Annotated in this window: 16 protein-coding genes; 6 read left to right on the top strand and 10 right to left on the bottom strand. The window is 45.0% G+C overall.

Annotation, left to right across the window (positions count from 1 at the left end):
• Nucleotides 1-22: 22 nt before the first annotated feature.
• From Q1A86_RS09415 to Q1A86_RS09370, 10 genes are all read right to left on the bottom strand, one after another.
• Entirely contained in the window at nucleotides 23-1696 is a 1674-nt protein-coding gene (locus Q1A86_RS09415; RefSeq protein WP_299805806.1) for a cadherin-like domain-containing protein, read from the bottom strand.
• A 191-nt stretch (nucleotides 1697-1887) separates the two neighbouring features.
• The gene (locus Q1A86_RS09410; RefSeq protein ID WP_299805803.1) at nucleotides 1888-2526 is read right to left on the bottom strand and encodes a response regulator; all 639 of its coding nucleotides are present in this window, start codon (nucleotides 2524-2526) and stop codon (nucleotides 1888-1890) included.
• On the bottom strand, nucleotides 2523-3848 hold the full coding sequence (locus Q1A86_RS09405; protein WP_299805801.1) for a sensor histidine kinase: 1326 nt from the start codon (nucleotides 3846-3848) through the stop codon (nucleotides 2523-2525). The genes Q1A86_RS09410 and Q1A86_RS09405 overlap by 4 nt, the downstream gene beginning before the upstream one ends.
• A gap of 215 nt (nucleotides 3849-4063) precedes the next feature.
• On the bottom strand, nucleotides 4064-5326 hold the full coding sequence (gene murA / locus Q1A86_RS09400; protein WP_299805800.1) for a UDP-N-acetylglucosamine 1-carboxyvinyltransferase: 1263 nt from the start codon (nucleotides 5324-5326) through the stop codon (nucleotides 4064-4066).
• A 21-nt stretch (nucleotides 5327-5347) separates the two neighbouring features.
• The gene (locus tag Q1A86_RS09395) at nucleotides 5348-5599 is read right to left on the bottom strand and encodes a BolA family protein (protein WP_220765236.1); all 252 of its coding nucleotides are present in this window, start codon (nucleotides 5597-5599) and stop codon (nucleotides 5348-5350) included.
• Nucleotides 5600-5612: 13 nt separating this feature from the next.
• Nucleotides 5613-5906, bottom strand: a complete 294-nt coding sequence (locus tag Q1A86_RS09390) for a lipid asymmetry maintenance protein MlaB (RefSeq protein ID WP_299805796.1) — start codon at nucleotides 5904-5906, stop codon at nucleotides 5613-5615.
• Nucleotides 5906-6538 carry an ABC transporter substrate-binding protein gene (locus tag Q1A86_RS09385; RefSeq protein ID WP_299805949.1) on the bottom strand — a complete coding sequence of 211 codons (633 nt, stop codon included), beginning with the start codon at nucleotides 6536-6538 and terminating at the stop codon, nucleotides 5906-5908. The genes Q1A86_RS09390 and Q1A86_RS09385 overlap by 1 nt, the downstream gene beginning before the upstream one ends.
• 71 nt (nucleotides 6539-6609) lie before the next feature.
• On the bottom strand, nucleotides 6610-7080 hold the full coding sequence (gene mlaD, locus Q1A86_RS09380; protein WP_299805793.1) for an outer membrane lipid asymmetry maintenance protein MlaD: 471 nt from the start codon (nucleotides 7078-7080) through the stop codon (nucleotides 6610-6612).
• 72 nt (nucleotides 7081-7152) lie between these two features.
• Complete coding sequence (gene mlaE, locus Q1A86_RS09375; RefSeq protein ID WP_299805790.1) at nucleotides 7153-7938, bottom strand: lipid asymmetry maintenance ABC transporter permease subunit MlaE; 786 nt, start codon at nucleotides 7936-7938, stop codon at nucleotides 7153-7155.
• Nucleotides 7925-8737, bottom strand: coding sequence for an ATP-binding cassette domain-containing protein (locus Q1A86_RS09370; protein WP_299805787.1), 813 nt, complete (start codon nucleotides 8735-8737; stop codon nucleotides 7925-7927). Before Q1A86_RS09370 ends, mlaE begins: the two co-directional genes overlap by 14 nt.
• A 175-nt stretch (nucleotides 8738-8912) precedes the next feature.
• On the opposite strand from Q1A86_RS09370, the gene Q1A86_RS09365 reads away from it, so the two are divergent.
• The 6 genes from Q1A86_RS09365 (at nucleotide 8913) to lptB (ending at nucleotide 13341) form a co-directional block, all read left to right on the top strand.
• A complete protein-coding gene (locus Q1A86_RS09365; protein ID WP_299805784.1) occupies nucleotides 8913-9872 on the top strand; it encodes a calcium/sodium antiporter in 960 nt (319 codons plus the stop codon).
• 46 nt (nucleotides 9873-9918) lie between these two features.
• Nucleotides 9919-10896 (top strand): KpsF/GutQ family sugar-phosphate isomerase, encoded by a 978-nt coding sequence (locus Q1A86_RS09360; RefSeq protein ID WP_299805782.1) that lies wholly within the window; start codon nucleotides 9919-9921, stop codon nucleotides 10894-10896.
• Nucleotide 10897: 1 nt separating this feature from the next.
• Nucleotides 10898-11449: a 3-deoxy-manno-octulosonate-8-phosphatase KdsC gene (kdsC, locus tag Q1A86_RS09355; RefSeq protein ID WP_299805779.1), complete on the top strand. Its 552-nt coding sequence runs from the start codon at nucleotides 10898-10900 to the stop codon at nucleotides 11447-11449.
• On the top strand, nucleotides 11446-12003 hold the full coding sequence (lptC, locus tag Q1A86_RS09350; protein WP_299805776.1) for an LPS export ABC transporter periplasmic protein LptC: 558 nt from the start codon (nucleotides 11446-11448) through the stop codon (nucleotides 12001-12003). The genes kdsC and lptC overlap by 4 nt, the downstream gene beginning before the upstream one ends.
• Nucleotides 12004-12073: 70 nt before the next feature.
• Entirely contained in the window at nucleotides 12074-12613 is a 540-nt protein-coding gene (lptA, locus tag Q1A86_RS09345; RefSeq protein ID WP_299805774.1) for a lipopolysaccharide transport periplasmic protein LptA, read from the top strand.
• Nucleotides 12610-13341 (top strand): LPS export ABC transporter ATP-binding protein, encoded by a 732-nt coding sequence (gene lptB, locus Q1A86_RS09340; protein WP_299805771.1) that lies wholly within the window; start codon nucleotides 12610-12612, stop codon nucleotides 13339-13341. Before lptA ends, lptB begins: the two co-directional genes overlap by 4 nt.
• Nucleotides 13342-13468: the final 127 nt, after the last annotated feature.

Below are 13468 nucleotides of genomic sequence, written 5' to 3'. Positions count from 1 at the left end.
CTAAATAATGATGAGCTTATTGTTATTTATGGATTTTAGGTAGTGCCGCGGCTCTATCGCTATAGTCTGCATGACACTTACCACAAGAGTACTGCGCAGTTGACCAAGGCATCTGGAACTTACCATCTTCGGTGAACTGCTTAGCCGCAGGGTCTAAGTCAATCGTGAATAAGTGAGATTTCACATCGCCAAAGGTTACACCGTTAACCACTTTACTGACTGCGCTCTTAGCCTGCTCTGGCATATGACAAGTTGTACACTCAGCCGCTGCATGTGGCCCAGCAGCCCAAGTATTTTCCGCAAACTCCTTTTCATGACAAGCCGTACACTCTTTCACTGCTCCCATGTGTAGACCATCATCACTATCCTGATTCACGGTAGACTTGTGTGAGTCATGACAAGTAGTACAGCTCATATTACGTTTCGGACCAATCTCATCACCAGCTTTATAGTCACCGTACGCTTCAGGTACGACACCTAACATTTCATCGCCGGTCTGGTGGTGTTTAGATAAACCACCTCCTGATGCAATAATACGTCCACCCACTTGACTGCCATCAGGGAAGGCTGCGTTATAGGCGCTAATGTAAGTTGGGTAATCCTTCTCACCATCACGTGTATGACACTCAGCACAGGTTACCGCTTTACCAAATGCCATATCCTCAGACAAGAAGTCTTCAGTAGAGCGTGCTACAGCAAGCTTAGTAATGTTGGCTTTTGAAGGCGCCTTAATATGGTCACTACCTGCACCATGACAAGCTTCACACTGAACACCTTGCTCAGCAAAAGTGCCCCCCATACCAGGTAGACCATCCTGTCTATCTGGATTTCTTACATCGCCATCTTCAGTGGTAGTACGCTTCCAACCTGTTGTATGGCAGTTACCACACTTATACTGATAGTTCATATCACCGGTTTTATAGTTACCCATCACATCAGGATCATTAGGGTGGTTTTCCGGAGTATTCAACTCATCAGCGCTATTACGAATGTTATATTGCACGTTAGTGCCAGTGACAATATAACCATCAGCATCTAACCAGCGCATCTTCCAGTGGTAGCCACCAACAACATAAGTGACATCGTCGTAGCTGGTTGGCGCGCCTAAGGCGTTGTTAGTTGTGCCATCGCCATCTGGACCAGCAAACTGTAGCAAGTCGATAGCACCTGTAATGGTTGCTTCAGGTGTATAGGGGAAAGTTGGTTGCTCACCATTTGCGATCTTTTGGATCTTAAAGTTATGGCCTGTCTTACTAAAGGTTTCATGTTGACCGCTATGACAGCCTGCACAAGCGGCGCTGCCAACATAAGCTAAAGGCTCGGGTACTGGCAGTGCCTCAACAGTTACCGTCACTACCGCCGATGCTTCATCGGTACCGTCGGTGATAGTGTAATTAAACTTCACTTCGCCCGCTTCAGTACCAGCTGTAAAGTCGACCTTGCCATCTTTAATCACTGCGCTATCTGAATCTACTGACACGATGGATAATGTATCACCGTCGGCATCGGTATCATTGGCAAGTACATCAATTGTCACGACATCTTCAGCCAAGACATTGGCAAAATCAGCCACCGCTACGGGTGCAGTGTTCTCAACAGGTAGGTTTACTTCGTTATCGTTATCACTACCACAAGCAACCAACATGGTGATCATGCTGGCAAGAAGTAGTTTTTTACATGGGATTTGTGCGTTCATAAGTTCATCCTCAACATTGCTATTCACATCGCCAACGTTGCAGGGAATGGCGATTGATATGCCTCTATGGACATGTTTCAAGTATTGAAGAGTTACTACTAAAGGGATAGATAACTAGAATTCACCACTATCAGAAAGTTGTGAACTATAGTTATCAACAGCAATCTAAGCTATTGTTTTAATTAAAAAAATCAACCCTGAGAAATGTTATGATTTGTTATCACAAATTGACCGGTATTTGTCAAAATGTAGATCTTGTTCTCATTTTGCGTAACAAGCCCAGCCTTCTTTAACTGGCGCAGATGGAAATTAAACTTAGTATGGTCTTCAATTTCAACTAGACGGCATAGATCCATAAACTTCAGCGCTTTATGTGTTGCAAGCACTGTAAGAGCTTTACGTCGAAAAGGATTAGCCAGCGCACCGTAAACTAAATCAGGGTCAAGATCGACACGGCTCTTGAACAGTTGTTTCTCCGCCAAACTTCGCCTTATCGTCACTATGAGTTCATGACTTTTAAAAGGCTTGGTCATCACGCTATCAGCTCCTTTTTTCATCGCATCCACAGCGGTGTCGACAGTAGCATAGGCAGTGATAATAATGACTGCGATTAAAGGCTGGTTTTGGCGCAGATTAGAAATGGCTTCAACCCCGGTCATTCCTGACATTAACAAGTCCATCAAGGCAATATCAAAGTGCTGCTTTTCACTGGCAAGGATTGCCTCCTCCGCGCTTTCAACCGCAGTAACACTAAAACCTTCAAGCTCGAGAATTTCGACCATATTCAGGCTCAGTTCCCTATCGTCCTCCGCCAACAAAATTGCAGTCATGAGTGATGTTCCCGATAAAATGTTAGCTCTACGCGCGTGCCCTTTCCTTCGCTACTCACAATATGCATTTTCCCATTATGTAGTGATACGATTTGTTCACAAATTGCCAAACCTAATCCCGTCCCCTGACCTACAGCCTTAGTCGAGTAAAATAGCTCTGTAGCTCGAGCCAGCAACTCTTCCCCCATGCCGCAGCCGAAATCTTCTACTACCACAAATACCTGTTGCTCATCTTGTTTAGCACTGACGATAATTGAACTATTCGCGGGTGAAGCATCAATGGCATTACACAGCAGGTTTATGAATAGCTCTTCTAGTTTAATTCTCTCGGCATATAAGACGATATTGTCACTGCAATCCAACTGAATATTATACTGCTTAGTTCTGTGTGACAGTAACTTCACACCGGAGTCTAAAACTTCTCTCAAGGCAACAAAACAGCGCTTACCCGATGCAGGCCTGGCATAGTTCAACAGTTCTTTACTGATAGATGATGCGCGTTCAATCCCCAAGCGAACACGACTTAGGTAATTAGCTTCAGACTCAGAAACTTGTGAGTGCTTTCGCTCCCAAAGGTCCAGCGCTAAGGAGGAGGAAGCCAATGGATTGTTGATCTCATGGGCGACTCCCATAGCCAATTGGCCAATAGCCTTATATTTATCCGCTTCAATCGCCCGCTTAAGCTTAGCTGCTGTCTTACGCTCTTTCTCTAGGTCAAAGACTTTAAGTGCCTTAAATAAAGCCACTAGGATAATGCCACCCGCCAATGTCCGGTAAATAGGTACGCTATAGTGATACTCCGTCGGTACTAGCCCAGATAGCACACCATAAATCATTAAACCTATGCCACACAGTGCAAAATAAAAACCATAACTGTGCTCTTCTTGGCGTAAACTGTTGCCGTAAACAACCATACCAACACCAGCCAAAGCAGCAGAGCCGAAGCCAATTAATATTCGAGTATATCGGCTAGCTTCTTCAAAACCAGTCTTGTTCACCGCTAAATGATGCAGATCAGGGAGCACTATGTAGGCGTAACTCAGTAACAGGGCAATAATCATCCCGTGTCCTATGTATGCTAGACGTTTATTACTGATCATTAGGATCTGCCAAGCAAACACCATTAAGGCGGCGTAGGATAGGAACAGCTTAGCCAAACAGAGCCATTGGGTTAATAAGCGGTATTCAGGAGCGATATGGTCTGAAAAGATAAGTACGTAAAGCTCTGACCATTCATGAAAAGCATGGGAAAAACCGAATATGGCCAGAGCCCAAAGTGTGGGAGCCACCTTTAATTGGCTGTAACGAAAATTTCGAAACACTACGGCACAGCCCATCGAGAAGAAAACGAGCCCATAAAAGAGATAGATGTTAAACGTGACAAATACTGGCATGACACAAAGATAGCACCCAATACTAAAGTTTGATTTGATCTGCTTCTTGTTTCACCTGTTTGTTATTTGCGCTAGCTCATAAAACAAAAAAGCCACTTAAGTGAATATACTTAAATGGCTTTTCATTGATAACAGTTTAAGGGTTACGACTTAACACGTTCAACGTGTCCGCCTAAGCCTTTAAACTTGTCTTCGATATGTTCGTAACCACGATCTAAGTGATAGATACGATCGACAATTGTCGTGCCTTCTGCCACTAGCCCCGCTATCACAAGACTTGCTGACGCACGTAGATCCGTTGCCATCACCTGAGCCCCATTTAGCTTTTCAATACCATGAATAATGCAGGTATTGCCTTCCAGCTCCATGGTTGCCCCCATACGGCTTAGCTCAGGTACATGCATAAAGCGGTTTTCGAAAATGGTTTCGGTGATCGTAGCCGTACCTTCAGCTAATGCGTTAAGTACACAGAACTGCGCCTGCATATCAGTTGGGAAACCGGGATATGCCACAGTCTTGATATTAACTGCCTTAGGGCGCTTACCCTGCATATCAAGCTCAATCCAGTCATCACCAGTGGTGATGCTTGCACCTGCATCTTCAAGCTTAGCCAATACCGCTTCAAGCGACTTAGGATCGGCTTGAGTACAACGGATCTTACCGCGGGTAACCGCTGCAGCCACTAAGAAGCTACCGGTTTCGATGCGATCTGGCATCACTCGGTAATCACAACCTTTAAGTGACTCGACACCTTGAATGCGCACAGTATCGGTGCCCGCACCTTCGATTTTAGCGCCCATTGCAATTAAGCAATTGGCCAAATCGACAACTTCAGGTTCACGTGCCGCGTTTTCGATAATGGTTTCACCATCGGCAAGAGATGCAGCCATCAGTAAGTTTTCTGTTGCGCCAACGCTAATCATATCCATAAAGATATGCGCGCCTTTTAGACGTCCATCGACACGGGCCTTAATGTAACCTTCTTGCACTTCAATTTGTGCGCCCATCTGCTCAAGGCCTTGCAGATGCAAGTTTACAGGACGAGCACCAATAGCGCAGCCACCCGGCAAAGACACATCGGCAGTGCCATATCGTGCAAGTAGAGGACCTAGAATAAGAATCGATGCGCGCATGGTTTTAACCAACTCATACGGTGCACAAAACTCATTAAGGTTAGTCGTAGAGATACACACCTTGTCAGTGCCAGAGCGAGTCACTTCGGCACCTAAGCAGCGCAGTAATTCGCAACTGGTATTCACATCTCTTAAATTTGGTACGTTAGAAACATTGAAGTCGGTCTCGGCTAGCACACCTGCCATTAAAATAGGCAAAGCGGCATTTTTAGCGCCAGAGATAACCACGTTTCCAGCAAGTGCACCACTTGCTTCAATTTTTAATTTATCCACTTTAACTCTCTAAATCCGCAATTACATATTAAAGACTTTTTCACGCTTCCATTGGGTAGGCGTGAATGCATTAATCGTAATAGCGTGTAACTCACCGCTAGTAATGTGAGCCATTAATGGGCCGTAAATTGTTTGTTGCTGCTTAACTCGTCCCATACCGTCAAAGCATTCACCTACAGCAACAATCTTGTAGTGTGTCCCTTCTTGGGTCACTTTAACTTCCTCTAAAGAAAGCTCGTTTAAAAGGATGGTTTCAATTTCTTTACATTCCATGGAACAGTTCACCTTACTTAGCTTCTTCGATAAAGAAGTCGTTTAAATCGTATAATACAATAAATTTCTTAAGCTGCTCTGAAGGCGACACAAGCTTTAAGCTCGCGCCTTTCGCAGCAAAAGTACTGACTAACTCAAGTAAAAATGCCACGCCAGCACTATCACAATATTCAATTTCAGAAAGCCTCAAAAATGCGGTATCTGGATCTAAAATACTCGTTCGTCCATTCCATAGACTGCGCACCGCCTCTTGGTCCAAACACCCAGATACAGTGCAATTAATCCCTTGCTGTTTAAATGATGCCACTAGCTCTTTTTCTCATTCGCATCTAAATCAATATGTTGATTTGTGCGTTCATTGAGCATAGTAATCACAGATTCGATACCTTGTTGACGTACAAGGTTAGTGATTTCGGACTGCTTAGATGATAACAAGCTAACGCCTTCAGCAATTAAGTCAAATGCTTTCCAATTACCGTTTTTCAAACGACGCGCTTTAAACTGCAACTTGATCGCTGGACGCCCTTGCTCGATGATCTGCACATTAACGTTAACGAACTTCTCACCCTCAAAGTCTCCCGCTTTGGCGTATTGTACCGTTTGGTCAGTATATTCGGTAAATGCTTGGGCGTAAGTCGAGATCAGATAGCCTCTAAACGCTTCAACAAAACGGTTACGCTGATCTTTAGTGGTATCACGTAGATATTGACCCAATACCTTATAAGAGGCGTACTTATAATCAACATAAGGCATCAACTCTTCAGTCACGATAACCTTTAAATGATCGGGATTTTCAGCAATGAGTTTCTCATCTTGATGAAAACGCTCAAAGGTCTTATTCGCAACGGCCTCAACCAAGGTAAAAGGGTTGGTTTGATCGATATCGGTACTTGCCTCTGCATAAGCGCTAATACTCACACTCAAACTAAGCAGCGCCATAATGACTAACTTCGCACTTCGATAGAAACCTTTAAACATTTTTTAAATACTCCAACTACTATCCTGAAAGGTTAATCCTTTGAACCCGTGCTATACAGGAACTGGCCAATTAAGTCTTCTAACACCAGCGCCGAATGGGTATCTTCGATACGGTCGCCATCGGCTAATAGCTCAATATCATCATCCATAAACCCGGGGGTTAACCCTAGAAATTGCTCGCCTAACAAGCCTGAAGTTAAAATCGATAAGGTGCTTGTTTCAGGAAAATACTGATAGCGCTTATCCATTGATAACGTCACTACTGGCACTAACTTTTCAGGGTCGAGATCGATTGCGCTTACACGCCCGACCACAACACCACCAACTTTCACTGGTGAGCGAACTTTGAGGCCGCCGATATTACTAAACTTGGCATATAAGGTATAACTGCTATCGCCTGATTTAACCTCAACATTGGCAACGTTAAAGACTAATACTAAGAAGGCTGCCAGTCCGGACAATAAGAATAGACCGACTAGAATCTCAATTTTCCTTGTCAACATAACTCATTTACCACTCTATTCAACAAATCTAAATAATAATTAACGACTAGGAATACACACTCGTCATATCAACTAATTACCAAACATTACCGCAGTCAATAAGAAGTCCAGTGCTAAAACGGCTAAGCTTGACTGCACAACGGTCTGGGTTGTCGCTCTGCTAATTCCTTCAGGATTAGGAATGACATGGTAGCCTCGGTAAAGCGCAATCCATGTCACCACGATCGCAAACAACAAACTCTTGATAATGCAGTTAACGATATCTTCTCGCCACTCAACAGACGCCTGAAGTATTGACCAAAAGCTACCGCTATCAATGCCTTTCCACTCGACACCAACAATGTGACCACCATAGATCCCGACGGCGGTAAACATCAGTGCCAGTAATGGTAAACTGATAACCCCCGCCCAAAATCGCGGCGCAATAATCTGTCTTAATGGGTCAATCGCCATCATTTCTAAACTCGATAGCTGCTCAGTACTCTTCATTAGACCGAGCTCAGCCGTTAATGCCGAGCCAGCACGCCCAGCAAAAAGCAATGCAGTCACCACAGGGCCTAATTCTCGCAATAAGCTTAGGGCAACCATAGGCCCTAAGCTCTCCTCGGTGCCAAAGCCTACTAAAATATTATAGCCTTGTAGCGCTAGTACCATGCCGATAAACAGCCCGGAGACTAAGATGATCACCATAGACTGTACGCCAACAACATACAGCTGCTTTAGCAATAAAGGCGTACCTTTACGCAATCTGGGGCGATGTACGATAGCGCCCCACAGCATTAAACCGGCTTGTCCCAGCCCAATAACTAACTCAATTGCAGCCCTACCTAGTCGAGCTATTTGGTCAATCAAGCTCACTGAGAAGTTCCTTCTTGTAATCTTGTGCAGGATAATGAAACGGTACAGGACCGTCTGGCTCACCACCAATAAATTGCTTTAACTGCGGATTATCCGATAACCGCAACTCTTCCGGTGTACCGTGAGCAATAATACGTTTGTCAGCTAATACATAAACATAATCAGCAATGCCGAGCACTTCTGCCACATCGTGAGAAACCACGACAGAGGTTAGATTAAGCGCATCGGAAAGTTCACGAATAAGCTTCACTAGCACGCCCATGGAAATAGGGTCTTGACCTGCAAAAGGCTCATCGTAAAGCACCATCTCTGGCTCTAATGCTATTGCTCTAGCCAAGGCTGCTCGCCGCTGCATTCCGCCCGAAAGCTCTGTCGGCATCAATTGCGCCGCGCCTCTTAGACCGACGGCCTCAAGCTTCATCAGAACGATTCTTCGAATAATCGCTTCGGGTAGGCCTGAATGTTCCCTTAGGGCGAAAGCGACATTATCGAACACATTCATGTCGGTAAATAGAGCGCCGCTTTGAAATAACATGCTCATACGCTTACGTAGCGTAAAAAGCTCATTACGGCTGCAAGTATGCACATCAACGCCATCGAATAATACCGAGCCACTGTCGGGCGTTAACTGGCCACCAATAAGCTTAAGCAGCGTAGTTTTTCCGATACCACTAGGCCCCATAATCGCAGTAACTTTTCCCTGGGGAATAGACAGGGTCACATCTTCAAAAATGACATGCTCACCACGACTAAATGCCATGTTTTGGGTTTTAACCAATGTTTTCGGGGGTTGAGTCATACACGCACCCTGCAGCTAAATTATGGAAACTTCCATTTTCCGTACCGGAAAGGGAGAAATTGTACGTAATTGACCACAGGGGCACAACCAAATCGATACTATCTCGCCTCAATACTTTCATTTTTCTTCATTTACAGCGAAAATACCCCGCTATACCCAAAAATACTAAGAATCGATGTTATTTAATATTTTTATGTTAGTTGTAGGCTTAGGGGCTCTCGTTTGGAGCGCTGATAAGTTTGTCTACGGTGCAGCCGCCTTTGCTCGTAACCTTGGCTTACCGCCAATGTTAATTGGTTTAACGATTGTCGCCATGGGTAGCTCAGCCCCCGAGATGTTTGTTGCGGCCACCGCATCCCTCGAAGGCATGACCGATACCGCAATCGGCAATGTACTGGGCTCTAACATAGCTAACATCACATTAATCTTAGGTATTACAGCCTTACTCGGAGCGATTTCAGTCAGTTCTCAGACACTGAAGCGTGAGATCCCATTGATGCTCATAGCCACCGTAATTGTAGGTTACTTCCTACATGATGGCTTTTTAACGCGCTTCGAAGGCATTAGCTTATTAATGATGTTCATCGGCTTAATGGGCTATCTGATTTGGCACGGATTTCACAGTAAAAATCGTGACGCCTTAGCAGTAGATGCTGAAAATGAGATCCCTGCAGATGTGCCTACAGCGAAAGCAATTTTATGGCTTGTGGTCGGCATGGTATTGTTACCGCTATCGGCAGACTGGATGGTTCAAGGCGCGGTCGGTATAGCCAAGGCTTATCACCTATCGGATCTCGTTATCGGCCTAACGATTATTGCCGTGGGTACCAGCTTACCAGAGCTTGCCGCTTGTGTTGCCGGAGTCTTAAAAAAGGAAGACGACCTTGCGATCGGTAACATAGTTGGTTCAAACTTATTCAATATTTTAGCGGTACTTGCTATACCTGGCATCATAGCGCCAGGCGCTGTCGATGCGGCGGCGAGTACTCGAGACTTTTATATGGTGCTTGCCACGAGCAGTGCACTGGCAATACTGATCTTATTATCTGGCCGTGCTAGACAGTTAAAACCCTGGCATGGCGTAGTATTACTTATTACATTTATCGCATACCAAGCATTACTTTTCCTATCTTAGCTGTGGATGCGGTACGTTAAGCAGAAATTTAAAGAGAGACCAAGAAATGGTAGATGAAAATCAACTACGCCAATGGGGTACTAAGGTTATCGATATCGAGAAACAAGCACTCGATAATCTGTATCAGTACATCGACTCTTCTGAATTTGCCCAAGCTTGCCAATTAATATTGCAATGCACAGGTAAAGTTATCGTGATGGGCATGGGTAAATCGGGTCATATTGGCAACAAGATTTCAGCCACATTAGCTAGCACAGGTACACCTGCATTTTTCGTTCACCCAGGTGAAGCCAGTCATGGTGACCTTGGCGTACTGAGCGAGAACGATATCGTGCTTGCGATTTCAAACTCTGGCGAATCGAGCGAAATCTTAACCCTAATGCCTGTCATTAAGCGTATGGGATTACCGATGATTTCGGTAACGGGTAAGCCAGATTCGAATATGGCCAAATTGGCTCAATTACACCTTTGCATCGAAGTGCCTGAGGAAGCCTGTCCATTAGGGCTAGCGCCAACGTCAAGCACCACCGCAACCTTAGTCATGGGCGACGCCCTTGCGGTTGCATTATTACAAGCTCGCGGCTTTACCCAAGACGACTTCGCACTGTCACACCCTGGCGGTAGCCTAGGTCGTAAGTTATTGCTAAAAGTCAGCGATGTCATGCATAAAGACGATGAGTTACCGCGTGTTCGAGATGATATTTGCATCACAGATGCCTTATACGAGATCTCTAAGAAAGGCTTAGGCATGACTGCCGTTGTAGACAGTAACAATACCTTGGTCGGGATCTTCACCGATGGCGATCTACGCCGAGTTATCGATGCGGACGTTAACTTAAGAACCACACCGATTGCCGATGTGATGACTAAAGGCTGCGTGACGATTACTGATAATGTACTTGCAGCAGAAGCGTTAAAAGTCATGGATACCAAGAGCATTAATGGCCTAGTAGTCATTAATGATAAGCAGCAACCTGTCGGCGCATTAAACATGCTCGATATGGTAAAAGCGGGAGTAATTTAATATGTCTCACCAAGGCTTTTATGGCCCGATTAGTGATGAGGTTTGGCAAGCGGCGAGCAAGATTAAACTACTCATTTGCGATGTTGACGGCGTGTTTTCAGACGGCTTAGTCTACATGAGCAACAGCGGTGAAGAACTTAAAACCTTCCACACACGTGATGGTTATGGTGTGCGCTCGGTGCTCACCAGCGGCATACAGGTTGCGATTATAACTGGTCGTAAATCACAGATAGTCGAAGACAGGTTTACCGCGCTTGGCGTCACACATATCTATCAAGGGGTCGACAATAAGCTGGCTCCTTATAACGAACTACTCGCGCTTTATAATGTAAGCCCTGAAGAAGTCGCCTATATTGGTGATGATATGGTGGACTTACCGGTTATGCAGAAGGTGGGTCTATCGGTATGTGTCGCTGATGGCCACCCTTACGTGAAACTACGCGCGAAAATGACAACCAATATTAAAGGTGGTCACGGTGCCCTAAGAGAGCTAACCGACTTACTACTGTTAAGCCAAGACAAGTTTGACTCGGCCCATGGGATGAGTATATGAACCGCGTTACCCTAGCGATTATCGCTTTATTTGGCACTGCGCTTTTGCTCTATTGGCAGGTGCAGTCTAAAAAAAGTGAGCAAGAGCTGGATATTGATATGAGCCAGCGACCCGACTATATCATCGACGACCTGCGCAGTATCGAATATAACGAGTTAGGTTTAGTCAACAGCAAAGTATCGGCTAAGCACATGGAACATTTTGATAGCATCAACATGACCTATTTTACTGATCCTGTTTATCTAATCTTCCCTGATGACGGACAGGCCCAATGGCGCCTGCAAAGTGCTAAAGGCAGCCATAATAAAATCACTGGCAAGGTAAGTTTAGAAAACAATGTTATTATCGACTCAATAAGTCCAGAAGAGCCGATCCAGACGTTAAGCACAAGCTATTTAGAGCTTGACTTAAATACCATGATCATGACCTCTGATGAAATGATCCACGTCACTGGCAACGAATTCGCCATTCAAGGTTTGGGCTTGTACGCTGACCTGAATGCCCAGAGTGTAAAACTAGTCAGCCAAGTAGAAGGCATCTACGACGCTAAGTAACACTCATAAATTGAACACTTTTACACTCATACTAACTAGACGAATCGCTTTAGTTGAGTAGAAGGACACTATGAAATACAACCAATCTATCCTTGCAGGCCTTTTTTGTCTGCTAAGTTTCAGCTCTGCTGCTAAAGTCGATGATCTACAGCAGGAAGTGAAAATTGCAGCGGCAAGCCAAGAAGCCGATATTAAGAATAACCAAGTTATCTTCTTTGGCCCTGTAGAAGTAACTCAGGGCTCGATTAAGATGAATGCCGATGAGCTACGTGTATTCTCAAAGGAAGACAAGAGCGGTAAAACGCTTGTGGCAACTGGTAATCCAGCCACCTACACCCAAATGATGGAGGATGGTCGCCCTGCAACCGCTAGCGCGAAAGAGATCCGCTACGAGCTTGCGACCCGCACATTAACCTTAATCGGCGAAGCGACCCTAGCGCAAGACGGCAGCCAAGTCACAGGTAACCGCATTAAGTACAACATTAGTCTGCAGCAACTTATTGCTGAAAGTACTGGCAAGGGCGATGACAGAGTTATCACCATTATTCAGCCTGAAACCTATCAGGAAGAGAAGCCAGACACGCCAGTGAATAAGCAGGAACAGCAATGACCCAAATTACCTTAAAAGCGGCCAATCTTGCTAAAAGCTATAAAAACCGCGCCGTCGTACAAGATGTCAGCCTTACCGTAAAAACAGGACAAATTGTCGGTCTGCTCGGCCCTAACGGCGCAGGTAAGACAACAACCTTCTACATGGTGGTCGGCCTAGTACAGAGCGATAAAGGTCAAATCTTTATCGATGACGACGATCTCACTCTAGATCCTATGCACCTACGCGCTCGTAAAGGTATTGGCTACCTGCCTCAAGAAGCTAGTATTTTTAGAAAGCTATCGGTGCGTGACAACATCATGGCGGTATTACAAACCCGCAGTGATATCAATAACGAGCAACGTGAAGAGCAACTCGAACACTTACTCGAAGAGTTCCATATCACTCACATTCGCGATAGCCAAGGCATGGCATTATCAGGCGGCGAACGACGCCGAGTGGAAATTGCCAGAGCATTGGCCGCTAATCCAAAGTTTATTTTATTGGATGAGCCATTCGCCGGTGTCGACCCGATTTCAGTTATCGATATTAAAAAGATCATTGAGCAACTTAAGAGCCGTGGTCTAGGCGTACTGATCACTGACCACAATGTTCGCGAAACCTTAGACGTTTGTGAGCACGCTTATATCGTAAGTCACGGAAATCTCATTGCCGAAGGTACACCTGCTGAAATCTTAGACAACCAACAGGTTCGAGCAGTGTACTTAGGTGAACAATTCAGGCTATAGTTAATTCATAGTATGGAAGCTGAAAAACTCAATATGGATTTACTTCCAAATAAAATCAACGTGTTGAGTTTTCAAGCGACCTTCGCCAGTTCAGCGAGCTTTAACGTTTAACTACAGTGTAGGGAAT

The sequence above is a fragment of the uncultured Shewanella sp. genome, from assembly GCF_947497935.1.
Lineage (GTDB): Bacteria > Pseudomonadota > Gammaproteobacteria > Enterobacterales > Shewanellaceae > Shewanella.
Note: the sequence above shows the minus strand (reverse complement) of the source record. Positions and strands in the feature narration are given on the sequence as shown.